General features: G+C 71.1%; 23 protein-coding genes and 1 tRNA gene. 13 read left to right on the top strand and 11 right to left on the bottom strand.

Annotated features, from left to right (window positions below):
* Positions 1 to 92: 92 nt before the first annotated feature.
* Complete coding sequence (locus O7623_RS08500; RefSeq protein ID WP_282228055.1) at positions 93 to 1,112, top strand: LLM class flavin-dependent oxidoreductase; 1,020 nt, start codon at positions 93 to 95, stop codon at positions 1,110 to 1,112.
* Here the strand turns inward: O7623_RS08500 and O7623_RS08495 are convergent.
* The 5 genes from O7623_RS08495 to O7623_RS08475 form a co-directional block, all read right to left on the bottom strand.
* Positions 1,071 to 2,387 (bottom strand): hypothetical protein, encoded by a 1,317-nt coding sequence (locus O7623_RS08495; protein WP_282228054.1) that lies wholly within the window; start codon positions 2,385 to 2,387, stop codon positions 1,071 to 1,073. The two genes, O7623_RS08500 and O7623_RS08495, sit on opposite strands and share 42 nt — an antisense overlap.
* Complete coding sequence (locus O7623_RS08490; RefSeq protein ID WP_282228053.1) at positions 2,345 to 3,049, bottom strand: PIG-L family deacetylase; 705 nt, start codon at positions 3,047 to 3,049, stop codon at positions 2,345 to 2,347. Before O7623_RS08490 ends, O7623_RS08495 begins: the two co-directional genes overlap by 43 nt.
* A gap of 201 nt (positions 3,050 to 3,250) precedes the next feature.
* Complete coding sequence (locus O7623_RS08485; RefSeq protein WP_282228052.1) at positions 3,251 to 3,913, bottom strand: response regulator transcription factor; 663 nt, start codon at positions 3,911 to 3,913, stop codon at positions 3,251 to 3,253.
* Complete coding sequence (locus tag O7623_RS08480) at positions 3,910 to 4,983, bottom strand: ATP-binding protein (RefSeq protein ID WP_282228051.1); 1,074 nt, start codon at positions 4,981 to 4,983, stop codon at positions 3,910 to 3,912. The genes O7623_RS08485 and O7623_RS08480 overlap by 4 nt, the downstream gene beginning before the upstream one ends.
* Positions 4,984 to 5,258: 275 nt before the next feature.
* The gene (locus tag O7623_RS08475) at positions 5,259 to 6,176 is read right to left on the bottom strand and encodes a UbiA family prenyltransferase (protein WP_282228050.1); all 918 of its coding nucleotides are present in this window, start codon (positions 6,174 to 6,176) and stop codon (positions 5,259 to 5,261) included.
* Positions 6,177 to 6,404: 228 nt separating this feature from the next.
* On the opposite strand from O7623_RS08475, the gene O7623_RS08470 reads away from it, so the two are divergent.
* The 3 genes from O7623_RS08470 to O7623_RS08460 are packed head-to-tail and all read left to right on the top strand — an operon-like array spanning position 6,405 to position 8,754.
* On the top strand, positions 6,405 to 7,205 hold the full coding sequence (locus O7623_RS08470; protein WP_282228049.1) for an AfsR/SARP family transcriptional regulator: 801 nt from the start codon (positions 6,405 to 6,407) through the stop codon (positions 7,203 to 7,205).
* 34 nt (positions 7,206 to 7,239) lie between these two features.
* Positions 7,240 to 7,704: an anthrone oxygenase family protein gene (locus O7623_RS08465; RefSeq protein WP_282228048.1), complete on the top strand. Its 465-nt coding sequence runs from the start codon at positions 7,240 to 7,242 to the stop codon at positions 7,702 to 7,704.
* 15 nt (positions 7,705 to 7,719) lie between these two features.
* Positions 7,720 to 8,754 (top strand): methyltransferase, encoded by a 1,035-nt coding sequence (locus O7623_RS08460; protein WP_282228047.1) that lies wholly within the window; start codon positions 7,720 to 7,722, stop codon positions 8,752 to 8,754.
* Here O7623_RS08460 and O7623_RS08455 read toward each other — a convergent pair.
* The 6 genes from O7623_RS08455 to O7623_RS08430 all read right to left on the bottom strand — a co-directional run bounded on the left by O7623_RS08455 (position 8,698) and on the right by O7623_RS08430 (position 12,883).
* Entirely contained in the window at positions 8,698 to 8,976 is a 279-nt protein-coding gene (locus tag O7623_RS08455; RefSeq protein WP_282228046.1) for a hypothetical protein, read from the bottom strand. The genes O7623_RS08460 and O7623_RS08455 overlap by 57 nt on opposite strands.
* Before the next feature lie 5 nt (positions 8,977 to 8,981).
* On the bottom strand, positions 8,982 to 9,974 hold the full coding sequence (locus O7623_RS08450; protein WP_282228045.1) for an aldo/keto reductase: 993 nt from the start codon (positions 9,972 to 9,974) through the stop codon (positions 8,982 to 8,984).
* Positions 9,975 to 10,046: 72 nt separating this feature from the next.
* Positions 10,047 to 10,337, bottom strand: a complete 291-nt coding sequence (locus O7623_RS08445; protein ID WP_282228044.1) for an acyl carrier protein — start codon at positions 10,335 to 10,337, stop codon at positions 10,047 to 10,049.
* Between the two features lie 19 nt (positions 10,338 to 10,356).
* The gene (locus tag O7623_RS08440; RefSeq protein ID WP_282228043.1) at positions 10,357 to 11,196 is read right to left on the bottom strand and encodes a hypothetical protein; all 840 of its coding nucleotides are present in this window, start codon (positions 11,194 to 11,196) and stop codon (positions 10,357 to 10,359) included.
* Complete coding sequence (locus O7623_RS08435; RefSeq protein WP_282228042.1) at positions 11,193 to 12,575, bottom strand: glycosyltransferase family A protein; 1,383 nt, start codon at positions 12,573 to 12,575, stop codon at positions 11,193 to 11,195. The genes O7623_RS08440 and O7623_RS08435 overlap by 4 nt, the downstream gene beginning before the upstream one ends.
* Positions 12,576 to 12,809: 234 nt before the next feature.
* A tRNA-Leu gene (locus O7623_RS08430) sits at positions 12,810 to 12,883 on the bottom strand.
* Positions 12,884 to 12,989: 106 nt separating this feature from the next.
* Here O7623_RS08430 and O7623_RS08425 point away from each other — a divergent pair.
* From O7623_RS08425 to O7623_RS08385, 9 genes are all read left to right on the top strand, one after another.
* Positions 12,990 to 13,619, top strand: coding sequence for a response regulator (locus O7623_RS08425; RefSeq protein ID WP_282228041.1), 630 nt, complete (start codon positions 12,990 to 12,992; stop codon positions 13,617 to 13,619).
* A 240-nt stretch (positions 13,620 to 13,859) separates the two neighbouring features.
* On the top strand, positions 13,860 to 15,023 hold the full coding sequence (locus O7623_RS08420; protein ID WP_282228040.1) for a branched-chain amino acid ABC transporter substrate-binding protein: 1,164 nt from the start codon (positions 13,860 to 13,862) through the stop codon (positions 15,021 to 15,023).
* A gap of 100 nt (positions 15,024 to 15,123) precedes the next feature.
* Positions 15,124 to 16,074 (top strand): branched-chain amino acid ABC transporter permease, encoded by a 951-nt coding sequence (locus O7623_RS08415; RefSeq protein WP_282228039.1) that lies wholly within the window; start codon positions 15,124 to 15,126, stop codon positions 16,072 to 16,074.
* Positions 16,071 to 17,180 carry a branched-chain amino acid ABC transporter permease gene (locus tag O7623_RS08410; protein WP_282228038.1) on the top strand — a complete coding sequence of 370 codons (1,110 nt, stop codon included), beginning with the start codon at positions 16,071 to 16,073 and terminating at the stop codon, positions 17,178 to 17,180. Before O7623_RS08415 ends, O7623_RS08410 begins: the two co-directional genes overlap by 4 nt.
* On the top strand, positions 17,173 to 17,991 hold the full coding sequence (locus tag O7623_RS08405; RefSeq protein WP_282228037.1) for an ABC transporter ATP-binding protein: 819 nt from the start codon (positions 17,173 to 17,175) through the stop codon (positions 17,989 to 17,991). The genes O7623_RS08410 and O7623_RS08405 overlap by 8 nt, the downstream gene beginning before the upstream one ends.
* The gene (locus tag O7623_RS08400) at positions 17,981 to 18,691 is read left to right on the top strand and encodes an ABC transporter ATP-binding protein (protein ID WP_282228036.1); all 711 of its coding nucleotides are present in this window, start codon (positions 17,981 to 17,983) and stop codon (positions 18,689 to 18,691) included. The genes O7623_RS08405 and O7623_RS08400 overlap by 11 nt, the downstream gene beginning before the upstream one ends.
* Positions 18,692 to 18,791: 100 nt before the next feature.
* On the top strand, positions 18,792 to 19,628 hold the full coding sequence (locus O7623_RS08395) for an ABC transporter substrate-binding protein (RefSeq protein ID WP_282229351.1): 837 nt from the start codon (positions 18,792 to 18,794) through the stop codon (positions 19,626 to 19,628).
* A 22-nt stretch (positions 19,629 to 19,650) separates the two neighbouring features.
* Positions 19,651 to 20,628, top strand: coding sequence for an amino acid ABC transporter permease (locus O7623_RS08390; protein ID WP_282228035.1), 978 nt, complete (start codon positions 19,651 to 19,653; stop codon positions 20,626 to 20,628).
* Positions 20,625 to 21,410, top strand: coding sequence for an amino acid ABC transporter ATP-binding protein (locus tag O7623_RS08385; RefSeq protein ID WP_282228034.1), 786 nt, complete (start codon positions 20,625 to 20,627; stop codon positions 21,408 to 21,410). The genes O7623_RS08390 and O7623_RS08385 overlap by 4 nt, the downstream gene beginning before the upstream one ends.
* Positions 21,411 to 21,457: the final 47 nt, after the last annotated feature.

The following is a 21,457-nucleotide window of genomic DNA, read 5'->3' as shown; positions in this document are numbered from 1 at the left end:
CCACTGGAGGACCGTCGGCGTCTCGTGCCGGCCTCGCCCGGGACGCGAATCCGACCCGTCATGGTGGCGCCACCGGCAAGAGGGGAGTGACCATGCGGCTGGGAGTCTTCCTGTCCCGCGACAGCGGACCGCAGGTGGCCGAGGAGGCCGAGCGGCTCGGATACGAGATGGCCCTGGTACCGGAGGGGTTCAAACAGGACGCCCCGAGCCTGCTCGGCGCGGTGGCCGCCCGTACCCGGCGGATCCGGCTGGCGTCCGGCGTGATGCAGATCCCGGCCCGTACGCCGGTGCTGACCGCGCTCACCGCGTCGACCCTGGACGCCCTGACCGCCGGTCGGTTCGCCCTCGGCCTCGGCGTGTCCAATCCGGACGTGTCACTCGGCTGGTACGGCGTGCCGTACGACCGTCCGTTGGCCCGCACCGAGGAGTACCTCGCCGTGGTCCGGATGGCGCTGTCCGGAGCGCCGGTACGCCATCAGGGGCGGTTCTACCGGTTGCCGCCGGAGGGCACCACCGAGGCGGCCCAGCTGCGGGCCGGGCCGCCCCGCCCGCAGCTGCCGATCTACCTGGCGGCGGTCGGTCCGGCGAACCTGGAGCTGGCCGGTCGGGTCGCCGACGGGTGGATCGGGGTGTTCTGCTCGCCGCAGCGGCTGGCCGACTCGCTGCACCGGGTGCGGGCCGGCCGCCAGCAGGCCGGCCACCGGCTGGACGGGTTCGAGGTGCTGCCGTCGGTGCCGATCAGTGTAGGTCCGGACCCGGTGGCCGCCGCCGAGGCGGTCCGCGGCTACTTCGCGAACTTCATCGGCCTCGGCAGCCGCCACCGCAGCATCTACCACCGGTTGGTGACCGAGCTCGGCCACGGGGCGGCGGCGGACGAGATCCGGGACCGTCAGCGCTCGGGTGACCGGGCCGGCGCGGCGGCCGCCGTACCGTTGGCGTTGATGGACGACACGTCGCTGATCGGCCCGGCGCAGCGGATCGCGCCCCGACTCGCCGCGTACGCGGCCGCCGGCGTGACCACCCTGGGGCTCACCCCGCTGGCCGACACCGCCGCCGGACAGATCGAGGCGCTACGGGTGGCCGCCACCGCGCTGCGCCTCGCCGGCTGCTGACGCCGCTGCCCGGCGCAGCCGGGCCCAGCCGGTGACGTTGCGTTGTGTGGTGCGGGCCATGCCCAGCGCGCCAGAGGGGACGTCGTCGGTGATGACCGAGCCGGCGGCGGTCTCCGCGCCGTCGCCGACCTCGACCGGTGCCACCAGGATCGTGCCGGCGCCGATGGCGACGCCGTCACCGATGCGGACCCGGCTCTTGACCCCACCGTTGAAGTTCGCCGGCCCGGACATGCTGGCCAGGTTGCAGTCGCGTCCGACGTCGGCGCTGAAGAGTCCGGCCAGGTGCGGGACGCTGGTGCCGGCGCCGACCGTCGAGTCGGCGATCTCCACGAACGCCCCGGCGCGGCAGTCGTCACCGAGGCTGGCGCGTGAGCGCAGCCAGGCGTACGGCCCGACGTTGACCCGGTCACCGAGGTCGACGTCCTGGCAGACCGCGTACCGGATCTCGCAGTGGGCACCGACCCGGCAGTCGCGCAGCGACACCCCGGGGCCGATCCGGCTGCCGGCGCCGACCGTGGTGTCGCCGGTCAACCGGGTGCCGGCCAGTACGGTGACGCCGGGCGCGAGCTGGACCGTGGCGTCGATGGAGGTGGTCGCCGGGTCCTCCACGTACACGCCGCGACGCTGCCAGCCGGCGACGATCCGGGCCTGGACGGCCCGGCGGGCCTCGGCCAGCTCGACCGGGTCGGTGGTGCGTAGCGACTCGGTCGGGTGCAGGGTCACGTCGTCGACCCGCACCCCGGCGGCGACCAGCTGGTGGCGTACGACGGCGCAGGGCACCTCGGCGGCGAGATGGCCGGCGAGGTGGCCGGCGAGCCGGGCGACAGTGAGCGGGACGGGCCCGGCGAGGACCAGGCCGGCCGGTGCGTCGGTCGTGGCCGGCGGGGTCGGATCCCACCACGGTGCGGGACGTCGGGCCCGCAACAGCACCACGCGGCCGTCGCCGGTGTCGTCGGTGTCGTCCGTGACCCGGTCCACCGCCCGGGCCAGGGTGCCGGCCCCGATCAGCGGCGTCGCCGCGCCGATCAGCAGCACGGGCCGATCGCCGGGGTACGGCGGATCCGTGACCACCTCGGCGTCCAGTTGGGCGAGGGTGTCCAGCAGCCAGTGGCCCACCGGCCGCCCGGCCAGCACTGTCTGGTCCGGTCCGGCCAGCACTGTCTGGTCCGGTCCAGCCGGTACCGCCTCGTCGGGCGCGCCGACGAGTACCGCGACCGGCCGGTGCCGGCCGCTCACCGGTGGCCCGCCGGTGCCGGCTGCGGTCCGCCGCCGCACGCCGCGCCGAGTCCGGCGACGTCGAGGGCGGCCTTGACCAGACGGAACGCCTCGCAGTAGCGGACCTCGGTGAGGTCGTGGGTGGCGGCCTGGCGGGCCCACCACGTCGCCCGGTCCCGGATCGCCTGCTCAGCGACGTACGGCTTGTCGCGTTCGGACTGGTACTTCGCCACCGCCGCGAGCTTGTCCGGCATCCGGGCGGTGACGTCGACGTAGACGTCCGGCGTGAACAGGTTGTTCATCAGGGGTGGTTCGGCCTGCAGGATGGTGCGGACGAAGGGGCTGCGGCCGGCCATCGTGGTCGCCGCCCGACCGGCGGTCTCGTGGTCCTGGTGGTCACCGGCGCCCACCAGGTGGGTGATCACCAGCGCCGGGCGGATCCGGTGCAGGTGGTCGGCGACACAGGAGTACGTCTGCCGGTCGGCGGCGAGCGCGCCGTCGACGAGATTCTCGATGACGAGGTTGGCCCCGATCACCCCGGCGGACTGCTTCGCCTCGTCGGGCCGGGCCGCCGCGGCCGGTGAGGAACTCGCCGAGCCGTCGGTGAGCGCGAGGATGTGGACGTCGAAGCCGGCGGCGCCGAGACCGGCGAGGGTGCCGAAGCAGCCGAGTTCGGCGTCGTCGGGGTGGGCGAAGACAGCCAGTACCGACGGATGGGCCACAGCGGTGTGCTCCTGTCTGCTCGGGTCGGGACGCCCCGTACGTCGCGGTGCGGGTCGGCAACGACCGGACGCCGCCGCGCCACGGGCGCGGCGCCGGCGCCGGCGATGATGACCGGCACCGGCGATGATGGCCGGTACGGATCGAGGGGCCGTCGAACCGTCGTCGAGCCGCCGCGACGGGTGGCCGGGCGGCCTGGCGCACTACTGCACGGCGGGCCGCTGCGTCCCGTCGTACGGTGGCAGCAGCGCTGCGGCGATCGCCTTGTTGACCGCGTCGATGCGCGACACCGCGCCCAGTTTGGCGAAGATGTTGCTCAGGTGGCGTTTGACGGTCGCCTCCGTCAGATACAACCGGGCGGCGATCTGGGCGTTGCTCAGTGCCTGCGCGGTCAGCGACAGCACGTCGATCTCCCGGGGGGAGAGCATCGCGGCCGATGTCGGCAGCTGGGCCAGGCTGCTGCGGGACACCGCGAGGGTGACGTGGTTGTCCTGGATGCAGGCGTTGTGGATCGCGGAGACCAGCTCCCGGCGGCTGACGCTCTTGAGCAGGTAGCCCCGGATGCCGAGGGAGAGCAGTCGCTGCAGCAACCGGGGACCGTCGTACATGCTCAGGATGATGATCTCGGTTTCCGGGACGAGTTCGCGTAGCGCGATCACCGTGTCGGTGACGTCGCCGCCGGGGATCTCCACGTCCAGCAGGACCACCCGGGGCCGTTGCTGGGCCACCAGGGCGATCGCGTCGGCGCTGTTGCCGGCCTCGCCGACCACGACCAGGCCCGGCTGGCTCTCCAGGATCTCGCGCAGCCCTTCCCGCATCAGCGCGTGATCGTCTACCAGGACGACCGTGATCGGCTCTCCGGTCACCCGGTGTCTCCCTCCACTGGCAGCCGTAGCTCGATGTGCGTGCCGCCGCCGACCCGGCTGATCAGCGACAGCGAGCCGCCCAGCAGGCTGGCTCGCTCCTTCATCGACAGCAGCCCGGTGCCCCGGTGTCCGGCGGCCGGGTCGAACCCCTGTCCGTCGTCGACCACGGTGGCCTGCAGCTGGTCGGGCGCGAGGTCGATGCGGACCATGACGAGCTGGGCCTGCGCGTGGGTCACGGTGTTGCGCAGTGCCTCACGGACGATCAGGAAGGTCTCCTCGATCAGTGTGGCCGGCACCCAGCTCTCGTCGCCGTTGACCTGGATGTCGTGGATCAGCTCGGGAGTCGCCGTGCTGTCCAGGAACAGCCGCAGCGCCTTCTCCAGTCCGTGCACCGGTTCCACCAGTCGGAGCCCGGCGATGGCGTGCCGAACGGCCTCCAGGGTGCCGGTCAGTCCGTGCTGGGCGGCCCGCAGCCGGCTCAGCGCCCGGTCCTGGTCGGCGGCCCAGTAGATCTCGGACAGTTCGAGTTGTCGTTGCGCGACGCCGATGCCGTGCCCGATCCGGTCGTGCAGTTCGCGACTGATGTGGCGGCGTTCCTCGATCTGGGCGCGGTGGATCCGGTTGAGCAGTACGCCGACGTAGGCGTCTGCGGCCACCCGCAGGGTGTGGGTCAGGATCTCGTGCAGGGTGAGGGCGGTCAGGATGAGATGGTCGGTGGCGTGTGGGCCGTCCACCGTCGCGGCGACCCGTCGTACCACGGTGGCGAACAGCAGGTTCGCGGCCCGCAGCGACTCGGTGGGCGAGGTGTTGGTGGCGGCCCGGTCGGCGCCGATCTCCCGGGCCAGCCCTGGCTGGACGACGGGCGTCGGGTGGCCGCCGACCTGGGCCGCGGTGCGCGCCAGGATGTCCCGGGCATGGGTCAGTACCTGCTTACGGGACAGGTCGTCCAGCAGTAATGCGCTACCCGCCCTTTCTAATGCCACCTCGAAATCGCGCAGGATCGTGGGCGAGAGGGCCGTTATTTGGTCACTCAGGGTGGTCTGCGACGGCTCCTGGAGTGGCTCGCTCACAGTGTTCCTCCGGCATCCTCACTGGGGATCGAGGGTATCCGCAGAACGTGCCGTCCGTCTATCCGTCGGCCACGCATTTTCCGCTTTACGGACCTGGTCCACAGTGGCTGACCGGATCGTGAAGCGGACCCGGAGCGATCCGTCATCGAGTGGTACGCCCGTTTTGTCGATCATCGGTGTCGGCGTGAAGCGCGCTGGTAATGAGCTTCGCCGCATTACTGGTCATCAGTTCATGGATCATCGCAGAAACGGCGCAGTACGCGGACCGGACGTCGTCAGGCGAACGCGATCCCGACCGGTACCGCACCGTGGGCGACGTACTGGGTCGTCATGAAGATCCGGTACGGCTGCCGCGTCGGCCCGGCCGGTCGGCGCCGCCGGCAGGTCACCGCGATCGCCACGGCCCCGCCGACCAGGGCCGCCGCCGGCCACCGCAGCACCGGATCGACCAGGACGGCGGCCGCGCCGAACGAGACGGCCACCAGGAGCGCGTTGACCGACACCCGTCGCCCGGCGGCCGGCACTCCCCGCCGGACCGCCGAGGTCCGTCGCCCGGTCGCCGCGTCACCAGCGACGTCGGACAGATCCTTGGCCAGCGCGCCCACGAAGCCCATCCAGCACGACATCGCGACGGCGAACACCAGCAGCGCGGTCGGCAGCCCGCCGCCACCGGCTGCCATCGCCCCGGCGGTGAACGTCGCCATCCCGGCCAGCACCACGACGGCGCCGGCGGTCGCTGTCCACCGCTTCAGCCGAAGCGGTGGCGCCGAGTATGCCCAACCGAGCAGCAACGCCAGGCCGACCAGGCCGAGCCAGGCCCCACCGAGAACGGCCGCCCCGGCCACCGCGAGCCCCGCCCAGGCCGCGGCCACCCCCGCTGCCACCGGCACCGGCAGGGTGCCGCGGGCGATCGGCCGGCGTGAACCGTTGACCCGGTCGCCGACCACGTCGGTCACCCCGTCGAACAGGTAGACGCTGGCGGCCACGCAGAGCCAGGCGGCGAGCGCGGTCGGCATCCGCCACCAGTCGGCGGTGTCCTCCGGCGCGGCGACGCCGGCCAGCGCGCCGGCGACCAGGAAGCGCATGGTGTAGATCGCCAGTACGGCGGGCCTGGCCTCGACGACACACCACCACAGGTAGCGGCCCGTCAATCGCCAGCTGCGCCTGCGCACTTCGACCGACGTCATGGTCATGCGTCGAGGATATGGTGCCCGGATTGGTCGGCAGCAGAGGTGTACATCGAAGGTCGTATCCGATTCTGCACCCTGCTGTCGACGATGGGTGTAGTGGATCGGCGTGAGCATGTCCCCAGGCGCAATCTTCACGCCGGATCTTGTCGTTCGAGTTGTAGGCAGCCTACTTTCCGGATCCCGGCAAAGTTTCCGTCGGATTGCGCTGTACAACCGATCGAGAGGAACGCGATGCTGCATTTCCAGGTGCTCGGCCCACTCGAGGTGTTCGACGACGGTGTCGTCGTCACCCCGACACCGCCGAAGGTCGGCCGGGTCCTCGCGCTGCTGCTGCTGCGCGCCAACCAGGTCGTGTCCACCGACGCGATCATCGACGAGCTGTGGGGCGAGGACCCGCCCCCGAGCGCGGTCGGCACCGCCCAGACCTACATCTACCAGCTCCGCAAGTGCCTGGACCCGCGGATCCGTACCGGCGGGGAGTGGCTGCTGACCAAGCCGCCCGGCTATCTGATGCGGATCGCACCCAGCCAGCTGGACGCGACCACCTTCGAGGCACTGTCCCGCCAGGGCCGGCAGATGCTGGAACGGGGCCAACCGGAGCAGGCCGCGCCGCTGTTGCGTCGCGCGCTCGAGCTGTGGCAGGGGCCGAGCCTGGCGAACCTGCGCCGGGGTGGGCTCCTGCAGGCGCACGCCATCCACCTGGAGGAGGACCGGATGCGCACGCTGGAGCTGCGGATTCAGGCCGACGCCGAACTCGGCCTGCACCGGCAGCTCATCGGGGAGATTCGTTCGCTGGTGGCCACCAATCCGCTCAACGAGTGGCTGTACGGCCAGCTGATGGTGGCGCTGGCCCGGACCGGCCGTCGGGGCGAGGCGCTGCAGACGTACCAGGATCTGCGCCGGGTGCTCGACCACCAGCTCGGCCTGACCCCCCAGCCCGAGCTGCAGCGGCTGCACCGTGAGCTGCTCAGCCACGGCGAACCCGAGATGAGCAGCACGTGGCTGTACCGCAGCGTGCTCTCGGCGGCCTGACCGCCGTGGGTCAGCCCCGGCCGGGCAGCGCCTCGTGACCGCCCAGACGTGGCTCGGCGTCGTCGTGCTGACCGGCAGTGGCCTCACCGCCGGGGTGCTGTACGCCGTCGCGCTCAGCGTGGTGCCGGCGTTCCGGGCCCTTTCCCCGCAGCGCTACGTCGAGACCCACAAGCTGATCGGCCGCCGGTTCGACCTGGTGATGCCGCCCACGGTGCTCACCTGGACGGCGGGCGACGTGGTGGCCGCCGTGCTCACCGGGCACCCCGTGGTGCGGCTGCTGCTGCTCGTCGCCGCCGCGGCCGGCTGCGCGGTGGCGGTGGTGTCGCAGCTGGGCAACGTGCCGATCAACCGCCGGGTGAAGGCCCTGCCGGCCGGGGCGCTGCCGGCGCACTGGCCCGACCCGCGTGCCCGCTGGCGCGCGTTCAATCTGCTCAGGACGGGGTTCGCGGTGCTGGGCCTGGTCGCCAACGCCGCCGCCGTGTCACATCCGTCCTGGTGACCGAAAGGAGAACCCGTGTCGTCGACCTCGACGCCGACCCTCGACCCTGCTGACATCAAACGTCTGGGCAACGCCTTCTGCCACGCGAAACTGCTGCTCACCGCTACCGAGCTCGGACTCTTCACCGACCTGTCGCGCAACGGCCGGTCGACCGCCGACGAGATCGCCGCCCGGCTGCACCTGGCCGGCCGTGGAGCGGGCGACTTTCTCGACGCGCTCACCGTGCTGGGCCTGCTCGACCGGACCGCCGCCGGCTACGACCTGGCCGAGGCGGCGCGCCGGCACCTGGTCCCCGGCGGACCGGCCTTCCTCGGCGGCTTCCTCGACCGGGCCAACCAGGTGCTCTACCCGGCCTGGGGCAAGCTGGCCACCGCCTTGCGGACCGGGCGTCCGCAGACTCCGTCGGCGGACCCGGGCGCGTTCGCCCAGATGCTCGCCGACCCGGTCCAGCGCGAGCGGTACCTGGGCATGATGGACGGGGCCAGCGGTCAACTCGCGCCTCACCTGGCCGCCGCCGTCGACTGGTCGACGGTGTCCAGCGTGGTCGACGTCGGCGGCGCCCGGGGCAACCTGGCCGCGGCGTTGGTGACGGCGCATCCGCACCTGTCGGCGACCGTTTTCGACCTGCCGGCGATGGCGCCGTCGTTCACGGCCCACATGCGGTCGCTGCGTCCGCCGGCCGAGGTCCGGTTCGTCGGTGGTGACTTCTTCGTCGACCCGTTACCGACCGCCGACGTGCTGGTCATCGGTCATGTTCTGCACAACTGGTCGCCGCCGCGACGGCAGACGCTGATCGCCCGGGCGTACGCCGCGCTGCCCCCCGGTGGCCTGCTGCTGGTCTACGACGCGATGCTCGACGACGAGCCGGCCGACCTGGCCCGGCTGCTGGTCAGCCTCAACATGCTCCTGGTCACCTCCGACGGCGCGGAGTACCGGGCGGCGGACGGCGAAGGGTGGCTGCGCGAGGCCGGGTTCGCCGTACAGCAGCGCCGGTCACTCGGTAGCAGCGACACCCTGCTGGTCGGCCGTAAGCCCGGCGTCGGCAGCTGACCCGGCCCGGGTGCCCGGCGCCGGCCGCACCCCGGTCGGTGCCGGGTCGGTACCGTCGGTCCCGGCGGACAGGGCGCCGTCCCAGTCCGCCGGGGGACCGGGCACGACCAGGTGCAACTGGCCCAGCAGCGGCAGCAGCCGGGCGAGCGGGCCGGGGGACACCGGCGTGCTGGTGTCGACGACCGACGGTACGCCGTCGGCGGGGTGCGGCAGACAGTCCATGGTCGTCAGTTTCCGGTCCGGTCCTGGCTGCCGGGTCCAGCGTCCCTGGTGCCGGGTCCAGCGTCCCTGGTGCCGGGTCGGCAGCGGCAGTCGGTCCCGACCGGCCGTGGGCAGACCGCACCGCTCGGGTCGGACAACGCGGCCAGGCGGGCCCGCTCGGCCGCGTCGAGCCGGACCGCCGCGGCGGCCAGGTTCATCTCCAGATGGGTCGGGTCCCGGGTGCCGGCCACCGGCAGCACGTCGCGGCCCTGGGCCAGCAGCCAGGCCAGGGCGAGCCGGCTCACCCCGACCTGCCGGCGGGTGGCCACCCGCTGCGCGGCGCCGACCATCCGCCGCGTACGGGCGAAGTTGTCCGGCCGGAACCGGGGGTCGGCGTGCTGGTAGGCGTCGGGGGCCAGCTGGTCGGGGGAGTCCAGCTGCCCGGTGAGCAGGCCGGCACCGAGCGGGCGGTACGCCGCGAACCCGATCCCGAGGGCCCGGGCGGCGGGCAGCAGCTCCGTCTCGGCGCAGCGGCCGAGCAGCGAGTACTCGGCGGCGACCAGCGCCAACGGGTGCACCGCGTGGGCACGCCGGAGCTGACCGACGTCGACGTGGGCGACGCCGAGGTGGCGTACCTTGCCGGCGGCCACCAACGCGGCCATCGCCTGCACGCTCTCCTCGACCGGCACCCGCGGATCGGCGCGGTCGAGGAGGTACAGGTCCAGGTAGTCGGTGCCGAGCCGGCGCAGGGTCGTGTGGCAGGACCGGGTCACCGCCTCGGGGCGGGCGTCGACGCCGACCAGCCGTCCGGTCCGGGTGTAGCGGCCGCCGCTGCGGCTGGCCAGCAGGACCGCCGTACGGCGGCCGCGCAGCGCCCGGCCGACGACGGACTCGACGTCCCCGCCGGTGGTCAGGTCGGTGGCGTCGACCAGGCTCGTGCCGAACTCCCGCAGCTGGCCGATCATCCCGTCGGCGACGGCCCGGTCGACCGGGCCACCGCAGCCCGCGGTGAAACTCATCGCGTTCAGGGCGATCGGCGTGGCGACCAGACCGGTGGCCCCGAATCGGCGTGGCTGCACGGCGGGGCGGGTTCAACCGGTCGGGCAGAGGTGCCGGGCGAGATCGGCCAGGCTGTCGTGCTCGAAGAACGCGGCGGCGGCGATCTCGATGCCGAGCTCTTCCTCCAGACCCGCGTGTACCTGCAGCAACTGCACCGAGTTGGCGGCGACGTCGGTGATCCGTCGCTCCGGCGGGATCGGTCCGGGGTCCGGTTCGCCGGCCTCCATCAGGATCCGGGCCAGCACCCGCTGCAGGACCTGCAGGGTCTGCCGGTATCCGGCACCGTCGGTCGCCGCGGGCTGGTCGTGATCGTCGGCACGCATCGGTGTCCCTCCTGGTCGTTCACTGGTGGCGGTAGTAGCTCCACAGGTCGTGGTACGGGATCGTCGTGTTCTCGCGGCGGGCTCGCGCCCACTCGCCGGCCCAGTGCAGCATCAGGGTGGGTGCCGCCGGCTCGACGATCCGTCCGTTGTGTACGACGAAGGACGGGTCACCGGCCCACCGCTCGGCCGGCAGATCCCATGCGCCGGTGGTCGCGGCGATCGTGTAGAGGCTGGTGTACGGGGTGCCCGAGGTGACGATCAGGTAGTTGAGGAAGGGCTGCTCGGCGCAGGTGAGCTCCATGTGCGCGGCCAGGGCGAGCGCCTCGGGCAGGCGGGCGGCGGCGTGCGCCAGGGACAGGTTGCCCCGGCGGGAGGCGACGAAGCCGGTGTTGGCGGCGAAGGCGATCTGTTCGTCGGTCAGTACGCCGACGTCGTGGATGCTGTCGCGCCAGACCCATCTGCGGATCTCCGGTTGGTGTGAGTGTGACGTGACGAACGAGTAGTCGTCGAGGTAGCGGTAGACGAAGTGGACGTTGTGCAGGACCACCGTGTCGCAGTCGATGTAGACGAACTCGTCGTACGGTCCATGCCAGATCGCGAGCTTGCGGTACTGGCCGCTGGTCGCGCCATGGAACGCGTATCCGATCTCGTCGCACCGATCCAACACCGCATGATCATCGAAAATCTCAAATTCATATTGGTGGCGGAGTGCGCGGAGCGCGTCGATGTCGCCGGCGAAGGGGACCAGGCACAGCGGGGTCCAGGGATGATAGGTCCGGAAGCTGTTCAGGAATGCCAGCGCCTGCTCCAGCACGCCGTCGTTGGCCAGGAAATAGACACCCCTGCGCACCGCGGTCACCGCTGCTCCGCCCGGTGCGCGACCGCCGTCGTCGTCCGCCGTGGCGGGTGGGCGTCGGTGCCCTTGGCGGCGATCCGGTCCACCAGGGCGCAGTACTCGGCGGCGGCACCGGCCACCGCGAACGAGACCCCGACGGCCCGCATCCGTCGGTCGAACTCCGATGGCGTCACCGCCGGTTGGTCCGGGTCGGCGTCGCGGATCGGGTGCCACACCCGGCGGACCCGCTCCAACAGCGCCAGGTACTCGCCGGGTTGCTCGCCGCCGCGAGCCAGGATCTCCGCGGCGGGTCCGTCCGGCACCACCGACACCGGGCGGGCATGGGTCCGCAGCACCTGCCGCACCTCGGCCAGCGCCGGTTGGCGCTCCGACGCCCCGGTGGCGATCCGTCGGTAGTCGACCGGCAACGCCGTCCAGTCGACGTCCCGGGTCGCGGCCTCGATCCGGGCGGCCAGGTCGCGCCAGGCCCGGTCAAGTGCCGTCCGGTCCAGCTCCACCAGCAGACATCCGGTCAGTTCGCCGAGACGCACCAGGTAGCCGAGCAACGCCGAACTGATCATCAGGTACTCGTATACGGCGAACGCGGCGCGCACCCGCGGGTCGGTGAACTCGGCGAACCGCCGGTAGGTGCGGAACTCGTCCCGGGTTCGCTCCCGGTACCAGTCCAGCGCGCGGTGGGTGACGACCCGGGCGCGGTTGCGACGCAGCAGCAGTTCGGGTGCGCTGGCACCGTAGCGCAGGTAGCGGTCGGTGATTTCGCCGATCTGCTCGGCGCAGCCGTGCATGACCGGCGGCGCGCCGGACAACCAGCCGATGCGGTGGCCGGCCTCGTGCAACGCGGCACCGAAGTCCGAGTCTTCGCCCGAGGTGTGCAGGTCCTCGCAGAAGCGCAGGTCCGGGCCGAGCCGGTCGCGCCGTACCCCGCAGTTTCCGGTGGTGAGGGTGTCGGCCTCGGTCTCGTCGACCGGGATCGCGTCGAACAGCCGCAGATAGTCGACGAAGGCGCTGACCGGTCCGGACACGACGGTACGGATCGGTGCGCAGAGCGCCGCCCGGTCCGGGCGGGCGAGCGCCCGCGACATCTCCACGCACCAGGACGGCGGCACCAGACAGTCGTCGTCGACGTACAGGACGGTGTCGTGGGCCGCCGCGTCCAGCACGGCGTTGCGGGCCGCCGCCACGTTTCGCCGTTCGCGGTAGTGCACCCGTAGCCGGCCACCGGCGATCCGGTCCAGTTCCGGCAGTCGTGACCGCCCGTTGACGACCACCAGGACCTCCGCGGTCTCCCCGGCGGTCCGGGCGGCCCGCAGCGCCGCCCGGACGGTCCGGACGAGCGCGGCGGGGTCGTCGCCCCTGGTGGGTATCCCTACCGAGACCGTCATGGGTGCTCCCCTCGTCGCGCGCTGTGCGCATCGACGATGGCCGGTTCCGCTCGGGTCCGGCTGGAGCCTGCCGCCAGTGGCGGTCGGCGGGGCGCCCCGGTCGCGGCAGGAGCGCGCGACGGCAGCGGGACGGCCGCATCCGTACGTCCGGCAGCCGCGTCGGCGGAAGTCCGCCGCAGAAATAGACAAACCGGGCGATTTGCTCGCCCGGCCTGGTCGTGCACCGTGTCACGGTGCCCCCGGTGGGATTCGAACCCACACTGTCGGAGGTTTGAGCTCCGCCTCTCTACCGGTTGGAGTACGGGGACGTTTGTCGGGTCTGGGGCCCGGCTGCTGCAAGCCTACCCACTACGCTGAAGGCGGCGACACCCAACCCGGTGGGTGTCGGGTCGCAAGTGTTGGGGGTAGGGGTTCGTGGCCGACACGCAGGCGGGTGCCGAGCGCAGGCGGGTACTGATCGCAGAGGACGAGGCGCTGATCCGGCTCGATCTGGCGGAGATGCTCGTCGAGGAGGGCTACGACGTCGTCGGTGAGGCCGGCGACGGCGAGACCGCGGTGCGCCTCGCCGAGGAGCTCAAGCCCGATCTGGTGATCCTCGACATCAAGATGCCGATCATGGACGGGCTGGCGGCGGCCGAGCGGATCGCCGCAGGCCGGATCGCGCCGGTGGTGATCCTCACCGCGTTCAGTCAGCGCGACCTGGTGGAGCGGGCCCGTGCCGCCGGTGCGATGGCGTACCTGGTCAAGCCGTTCCAGAAGAGTGACCTGGTGCCGGCGATCGAGATCGCGCTGTCGCGCTACAGCGAGCTGGCCACCCTCGAGTCCGAGGTCGCCGGGTTGACCGACCGGTTGGAGACCCGCAAGGTCGTCGAGCGGGCCAAGGGCATGCTGATGACCTCGTACGGGATGACCGAGCCCCAGGCGTTCAAGTGGATCCAGCGGATGGCGATGGACCACCGCATGACCATGCGCGACGTCGCGGAGCGGATCCTGGCCGAGACTCCGGGCGAGACCGCCGGTGAGACCACCTCTACGCAGCAGTGAGTGACGGTCGCGGGCCCCGGCCGGCCAGGTGCACGCGGGGCGTGTTACAGCTGGTCGGGCCATCAGGCCACGCTACGTAACGTTTTTGTCAACGGCCCTTCCTGGACCTTACGGCGTGCCCGGCAGGTGGGATAACGTCCCGCCCCAAGGCCGGGATAGCGGCCGGGTGCGTGCTTCCCGCAAGAGCCAATCGGCAGTGGGTGGTTCGGGCCAATTGGTATCGAGGAGGGGTTTCGAGCCTTGAAGCGTAATCTTGTACGCGTGCTCGGCGGCGTCGCCATGATGGCGCTCGTCGCCGGCGGTGCCGCCTGCAGCAGCGGGGACGGCGACAGCACGGAAGCTGGCGGCGAGGCGTGCGGCAACAAGATCGCCTTTTTTGGGGCGTTGACCGGCCCGTCGGCGGCGCTCGGCATCAACGAGAACAACGGTGTCGCGCTCGCTGTCGAGCAGTACAACGAGGCGAACCCGGACTGCACGGTCGAGCATGTCGGTCTCGACTCGCAGGGCAGCCCGGACCAGGCGCCCGGTCTGGCGCAGCGGGCCATCGACGACGAGAAGATGCTCGGCATCGTCGGCCCGGCGTACTCCGGTGAGTCCGAGGCGGCCGGCCCGCTGTTCGCCGAGGCCGGACTGGTCACCATCACCCCGTCGGCGACCCGGCCGAGCCTGGCCGACCAGGGCTGGCCGACCTTCTTCCGGGGCGTCGGCAACGACCTGAGCCAGGGCCCCGCCGCCGGCGTCTACATCCGCGACGTGCTGAACGCACAGCGGGTCTTCGTCATCGACGACCAGTCGGCGTACGGCGCCGGACTGGCCGACGAGGTCAAGAAGGTCCTCGGTGACCTGGTCGTCGACTCCGACAAGGTCCAGGGCGAGGGCAAGCAGGTCGACTTCTCCGCCACCGTCACCAAGGTCCGCTCGGCCAACGCCGACGCGGTCTTCTACGGCGGGTACTACCAGGAGGCCGGCCTGATCCGTAAGCAGCTGACCGACGCGGGCATCACCGCCACCCTGGTCGCCGGTGACGGCGTCAACGACCCGGCCTACGTCACCTCCGCCGGTGCCGCCGCCGCCGAGGGCACCATCCTCACCTGCCCGTGCCAGCCGGCCACCGAGGCCCGGGGCAGCTTCGCCGCCGACTACGAGGCGCTGCACGGCTCCCCGCCGGGCACCTACAGCGACACCGCCTACGACGCGGCGAACATCCTGCTCGAGGGCATCAAGGAGGGCAACACCACCCGCGAGGCGCTGCTCGAGTGGGTGAAGAACTACGAGGGCGAGGGCGTCGCCGCCAGCTACAAGTTCGACGACAAGGGCGAGATGGAGGCCTCGCAGGTCGTCGTCTGGGCGTTCAAGGTCGTCAACGGCGAGGTCGTGCCGGACCAGGAGATCCCCAAGTCCTGATCCGTCCCCATCGGCAGGTCAGCTTTTCAGCGGGTGCGGCCGGGAGCTCGCTCCCGGCCGCACCCGATTTCTTTCCCCAGCCCTCAATGGAGCACCCTCCTTGAACGTCAATGGACTGCTCTCTAACTTCGGAGAGCTCACCACGACCGGCTTGACGCAGGGCGCCATCTATGCCCTGGTCGCGCTGGGCTACACGCTGGTCTACGGCGTGCTGCGTCTCATCAACTTCGCCCACTCCGAGGTCTTCATCGCCGGAGCGTTCGCCGCGCTCTGGACCTGGGGTGCCCTCGGACTCACCCAGGACTCGGTGGTCACCGGAACCGGGTCGATCATCTTCTACCTGCTGATCGCGCTGCTCGTCGCCGCGCTCGCCTCGGCGGCCACCGCCACCGTGGTGGAACGGGTGGCCTACCGACCGTTGCGTAAGCGTAACGCACCCCCGCTCGCCTTCCTCATCACCGCGATCGGCGCGTCGATCGTGATGGCCGAGGCGTTCGGCATCTACACCCGCCGGCTGCCGCAGGGCCTGCCGACGATCGTCAGCAACAGTCCACTGTTCGAAGTCGCCGGGGTGCCGATCACCACGGTGCAGCTGCTCACCGTCGTCGCCGCACTGGTGATGATGGTCGGTCTGGACTTCTTCATCAACCGCAGCCGGATCGGCCGGGGCGTGCGGGCCGTCGCCCAGGATCCGAACACCGCCGCGCTGATGGGGGTGAACAAGGACCGGATCATCATGACCATCTTCATCATCGGTGGTCTGATGGCCGGCGTCGCCGGTGTGCTCTACAACATCCGCATCGGCGTGCTCACCTACAGCGTCGGCTTCCTGCTCGGCCTCAAGGCGTTCACCGCCGCGGTCCTCGGCGGGATCGGCAACCTGCGGGGCGCGCTGCTCGGCGGCTTCCTGCTCGGCGTGGTGGAGAACTACGCGTCCGGGCTGTTCGGTACGCAGTGGAAGGACTTCGTTGCCTTCGCCGTACTGGTCGTGCTGCTGATGTTCCGGCCCACCGGCCTGCTCGGCGAGTCACTGGGGAGGGCACGGGTATGACCGACGTGCGAGCCAAACTGCACGACGCGCGCGGCGCGTTCGCCGATCGCTGGCACCACATGCCGCGGTGGGCCCGCTGGGGCCTGCTCGCCGCGGTGGTCGTGTTCTTCTACGCCTTGCCGAACAAGGAGTTCTACCAGTACCTCGGGCCGATCCCGACCACCGAGTCGAACTTCGCCCAGGTGCTGTTCACCGTCTCCATCTACGTCCTGCTGGCCGTCGGGCTCAACATCGTCGTCGGCTTCGCCGGCCTGCTCGACCTGGGCTACTTCGGCTTCTTCGCGGTCGGTGCGTACACCGTCGCGGTGCTGACCTCACCCAGCAGCGACCTCAAGACCCTGTGGCCGTGGCTGCTGGCGCTGCCGTTGGCGATCGGCATCACGATGATCTCCGGTCTGCTGCTGGGCACCCCGACGCTGCGGCTGCGCGGCGACTACCTGGCGATCGTCACCCTCGGCTTCGCCGAGATGATCCGGATCGCGGCGGTCAGCTCCGAGTTTCTCAAGGGCCAACGTGGCCTCAACCAGATTCCGCACCCGCCGGGCACCTACCCCGACGGTAAGCCGGTCTTCGGCGTACTGGACGCCCGCCCGTACTACTGGCTGGTGCTGACCCTGATCATCGTGGTGGTGATCCTGGTCCGCAACCTCAGCCACAGCCGGGTCGGCCGGGCCTGGGTCTCGATCCGCGAGGACGAGGACGCCGCCCAGCTGATGGGCGTGCCGACGTTCAAGTTCAAGCTCTGGGCCTTCGCCATGGGCGCGGCGATCGGCGGCCTGGCCGGGGCGCTGTTCGCCGGCAAGCAGAACTTCGTCAGCTCGCAGAACTTCGAGCTGCTCAACTCGATCATCATCCTGGCGGCGGTGATCCTCGGCGGCTCCGGCAACATCGTCGGCGCGATCGTCGGCGGTGGCCTGGTGGCGTACCTGATCGAACGCTTCCGGGGCATCGAGCTGTTCGGGGTGGAGCTGTACGAGTACCGCTTCCTGGTCTTCGGGCTCACCCTCGTGGTCATGATGATCTTCCGGCCGCAGGGCCTGATCTCCAGCAAACGCCGGGCAGCCGAGTTCAAGGACCGGCGTAAGGAGGTGACCGTCGGTGGCTGACACCGCGACGACCGGGGCCGGTGCCACCGCCGTGACCCGCGAACCCCTGCTTGAGGTCGACCATGTCACGTTGCGCTTCGGCGGCGTGGTCGCGCTCAACGACGTGGACTTCACCCTGTACAAGGGGGAGATCCTCGGCCTGATCGGTCCGAACGGGGCCGGCAAGACGACCTGCTTCAACGCGATGACCGGCATCTACCGGCCCAGCGAGGGCGAGATCCGGTTCCGTGGCCAGCGGATCACCGGAAAGAAGCGCCACCAGATCACCAAGATGGGGATGGCGCGCACCTTCCAGAACATCCGGCTCTTCCCGGAGATGACCGCCCTGGAGAACGTGCAGGTCGGCGCGGACGCCCACCACAAGACCAGCGTGATCTCGGCGATGCTGCGGCTGCCCCGGCACTGGCGGGAGGAACGCGACGGCCGGGAGAAGGCCCGCGAGCTGCTGGACTTCGTCGGAATCGGCAAGCGGATCAACGAGATGGCCCGCAACCTGTCGTACGGCGAACAGCGGCGCCTGGAGATCGCCCGCGCGTTGGCGACCGACCCGGTGCTGCTCTGCCTCGACGAGCCGGCTGCCGGTTTCAACCCGGCGGAGAAGGAGGAACTGCTCCAGCTGATCCGCCAGATCCGTGACCGGGGCGTCACCGTGCTGCTGATCGAGCACGACATGCGCCTGGTCATGGGGGTCACCGACCGGATCGTGGTGCTGGAGTTCGGAAAGAAGATCGCCGACGGACTGCCCGCCGACGTGCGGGAGGACCACCGGGTGATCGCCGCCTACCTGGGAGTGCCCGACGATGCTGCTTGAGATCGAGGACGTCAGTCTGCTCTACGGGCGGATCCAGGCGCTGCACGGCATCAGCCTGACGGTCGACGAGGGCGAGATCGTGGCCCTGATCGGCGCCAACGGTGCCGGCAAGTCGACGACCATGCGGGCGATCTCCGGGATCCGGCCGATCGCGTCCGGCCGGATCACCTTCAACGGCGAGGAGATCTCCAAGCTCCGCGCCGACCTGCGCGTGCGCCGTGGGCTCTGCCAGGCACCGGAGGGCCGGGGCATCTTCCCCGGCATGACCGTGCTGGAGAACCTCGACATGGGGGCGTACACCCGCCGGGACCGGGCCGGCGTCGCCGCCGACCTGGACCGGGTGCTGGGGTTGTTCCCCCGGCTCGCCGAGCGGCGCAAGCAGGCCGGTGGCACGCTCTCCGGTGGTGAGCAGCAGATGCTCGCCGTCGGCCGGGCGCTGATGAGCCGGCCGAAGCTGCTGCTGCTCGACGAGCCGTCGATGGGGCTCGCGCCGATGCTGATCCAGCAGATCTTCGACATCATCGTGGAGATCAACCAGCAGGGCACCACGGTCCTGCTGGTCGAGCAGAACGCCCAGCAGGCGCTGTCGCGCGCCCACCGGGCGTACGTGCTGGAGACCGGCAGCATCGTCAAGTCCGGCACCGGCACCGACCTGCTGCACGACCCGGCCGTCAAGGAGGCGTACCTCGGTGTCGCCTGACCCGCACACCCGGTACGCCCGACCCCTCGGAGGAAGCGTGACCACCAGATACCACCGGACCCGGCGGGCCGCCGTCGGCGTCGTCGGCGCGGTAGCCCTGATGCTGACCATCGCCGCCTGCGGCGAACAGGACAGCGTCGAACAGCCCGGTGCCGGCGCGCCGAGCGCCTCGGCCGACGACGACCTGGCGGCGCTGGTCCCGGACGAGATCAAGGCCGACGGCAAGATCCTGGTCGGGATCGACGCGACGTACGCCCCGGCGGAGTTCCTCGACACCGACGGTGCCACGGTCGTCGGCTTCGACGTCGACCTGTTCAACACGGTCGCCGGCAAGCTCGGCCTGACCACCGAGTACGTGCCCAGCCAGTTCGACGACATCATCCCCGGGGTGATGTCGGGCAAGTACGAGATCGGGGTGTCGTCGTTCACCATCAACGACGAGCGCAAGACCCAGGTCAACATGGTGTCGTACTTCTCGGCCGGCACGCAGTGGGCGGCGCGCGCCGGTGAACCGGTCGACCCGGACGACGCCTGCGGCAAGCGGGTGGCGGTGCAGGCCGGCACCGTCCAGGTCGAGGACGTCGAGGCCCGGTCGGCGGCCTGTACCGCCGCCGGCAACCCCGAGATCACCATCGAGCAGTTCCAGGGTCAGGACCAGGCCACCGCCTCGGTGGTCTCCGGCAAGAACGACGCGATGCTGGCCGACTCGCCGGTCTGCGCGTACGCGGTCCAGCAGACCAACGGTGAGCTGGAACTGTCCGGCGACATCTACGACTCGGCCCCGTACGGCTATGTCGTCGCCCAGGAGCAGACCGAGTTCGCCGAGGCGCTGGCGCAGGCGCTGACGGCGGTCATCGCCGACGGCAGCTACGAGCAGGCGCTGAGCAACTGGGGCGTCGAGGCGGGCGGGATCACCGACCCGGCAGTCAACCCCTGAGCCGCGTCGACCGGCGATGGCGATGAACCCCTCCACCGGCCCGGACGGCACCCCGCCGTCCGGGCCGGACCCGGCCGGCGAGGTGCCGTCCGGGCCGCTCCGGGCCCGTCCGGATCCGATCAGAGCGGTGCCGGTACGGCGACCGGGCCGCTGGGTGGCGATCGGCGTGCTCGCCGTGCTCGCCGCGATGTTCGTCCACCTGCTGGTCAGCAACGACCGCTTCCAGTGGGCGTTCATGGTCGACAACATGTTCCGGCCGCCGATCATCGAAGGCGTCCGGACCACCATCACGATGACGCTGCTCGCGATGCTGATCGGCGTCGCCGTCGGGGTACTGGTCGCGGTGATGCGGCTGTCCGGCAATCCGATCCTGGCCGGGGTCGCCTGGCTCTACACCTGGTTCTTCCGGGCGGTGCCCCGGGTGGTGCTGCTGGTCCTCTTCGGCAACCTCGGCATCCTGTGGGAGCGGCTGGAGTTCGGGCTGCCGTTCGACCGGCAGCTCGGTGCGCTGTTCGGCGTGACCGACTTCGAGGCCCGGATCTGGGGCTTCGACGCCCGGACCGCGATCAGCGGGTTCGTGGCCGGTCTGCTCGGGCTGGCGCTGTCCGAGGCGGCCTACATGGCGGAGATCGTCCGGGCCGGGATCGGCTCGGTCGACCCCGGTCAGGCCGAGGCCTGCGCCGCGCTCGGCATGAGCCAGGGCCTGACCCTGCGCCGGGTGGTGCTGCCGCAGGCGATGCGGGTGATCGTGCCGCCGACCGGCAACGAGACGATAGCGATGCTCAAGGACACCTCGCTGCTGGCCTTCGTACCGGTGACCAACGAGCTGTTCTTCCAGCTGTCGGCGGTCGGGTCCCGGACCTTCCAGGTCTTTCCGATGCTGGTCGCCGCCTGCCTGTGGTACCTGGCGCTGACCAGCGTGCTGATGGTCGGCCAGTCCTTCGTCGAACGGCGGTTCTCCCGCGGTGTCGGCGCCGCCGCTGCGAAAGGGTCCCGATGACCACGTCGGCCGCCGGGCCGGACACCCTGATGGTGTACGCCGAGAACGTGCACAAGTCGTTCGGGTCGCTGGACGTGCTCAACGGCGTGGACCTGGCGGTACGCCCCGGTGAGGTGTGCTGTGTGATCGGGCCGTCCGGCTCGGGCAAGTCGACCTTCCTGCGCTGCATCAACCACCTGGAGAAGATCGACGCCGGGCGGATCTGGGTGGACGGGGCACTGGTCGGCTACCGGCAGCGGGGCGGCAAGCTGCACGAGTTGCCGGCCCGGGAGGTGGCCGCGCAGCGGCGGAGCATCGGCATGGTGTTCCAGCGGTTCAACCTCTTCCCGCACATGAGCGCCCTGGCGAACGTGATGGAGGCGCCGCTGCGGGTCCGCGGGGAGCCGAAGGCGGCGGTCCGCGAGCGTGCGGTGGCGCTGCTGGACCGGGTCGGCCTGGCCGACCGGGCGCACGCGTACCCGGGTCAGCTCTCCGGTGGTCAGCAGCAGCGGGTGGCGATCGCGCGCGCGTTGGCGATGCGGCCGAAGGTGATGCTCTTCGACGAGCCGACCAGCGCCTTGGATCCCGAACTCGTCGGTGAGGTCCTGGACGTGATGCGGGACCTGGCGCAGGACGGGATGACGATGATCGTGGTGACCCACGAGATCGGCTTCGCCCGGGAGGTCGGCGACGCGCTGGTGTTCATGGACGGCGGGGTGGTGGTCGAGGCCGGCGTGCCCCGCGAGGTGCTCGCCGACCCGCGGCACGAGCGGACCCGGGCGTTCCTGAGCAAGGTCCTCTGAACTCGTGTGGTGTGGCGGGCCGTGAGCCGCCGGGCCCGGTGTCACAC

It is taken from the genome of Solwaraspora sp. WMMD791 (assembly GCF_029581195.1).
GTDB lineage: Bacteria > Actinomycetota > Actinomycetes > Mycobacteriales > Micromonosporaceae > Micromonospora_E.
The sequence above is the reverse complement of the archived record's forward strand: the minus strand, read 5'-3'. Positions and strand labels throughout refer to the sequence as shown.

Coding starts and splice junctions, on each gene's coding strand:
- O7623_RS08500 (WP_282228055.1), top strand. CDS start 93: ATGCGGCTGGGAGTCTTCCTGTCCCGCGACAGCGGACCGCAGGTGGCC.
- O7623_RS08435 (WP_282228042.1), bottom strand. CDS start 12,575: ATGACGGTCTCGGTAGGGATACCCACCAGGGGCGACGACCCCGCCGCG.
- O7623_RS08395 (WP_282229351.1), top strand. CDS start 18,792: ATGCTGACCATCGCCGCCTGCGGCGAACAGGACAGCGTCGAACAGCCC.
- O7623_RS08390 (WP_282228035.1), top strand. CDS start 19,651: ATGAACCCCTCCACCGGCCCGGACGGCACCCCGCCGTCCGGGCCGGAC.
- O7623_RS08410 (WP_282228038.1), top strand. CDS start 16,071: ATGACCGACGTGCGAGCCAAACTGCACGACGCGCGCGGCGCGTTCGCC.
- O7623_RS08470 (WP_282228049.1), top strand. CDS start 6,405: ATGCTGCATTTCCAGGTGCTCGGCCCACTCGAGGTGTTCGACGACGGT.
- O7623_RS08475 (WP_282228050.1), bottom strand. CDS start 6,176: ATGACCATGACGTCGGTCGAAGTGCGCAGGCGCAGCTGGCGATTGACG.
- O7623_RS08450 (WP_282228045.1), bottom strand. CDS start 9,974: ATGAGTTTCACCGCGGGCTGCGGTGGCCCGGTCGACCGGGCCGTCGCC.
- O7623_RS08455 (WP_282228046.1), bottom strand. CDS start 8,976: ATGGACTGTCTGCCGCACCCCGCCGACGGCGTACCGTCGGTCGTCGAC.
- O7623_RS08400 (WP_282228036.1), top strand. CDS start 17,981: ATGCTGCTTGAGATCGAGGACGTCAGTCTGCTCTACGGGCGGATCCAG.
- O7623_RS08385 (WP_282228034.1), top strand. CDS start 20,625: ATGACCACGTCGGCCGCCGGGCCGGACACCCTGATGGTGTACGCCGAG.
- O7623_RS08445 (WP_282228044.1), bottom strand. CDS start 10,337: ATGCGTGCCGACGATCACGACCAGCCCGCGGCGACCGACGGTGCCGGA.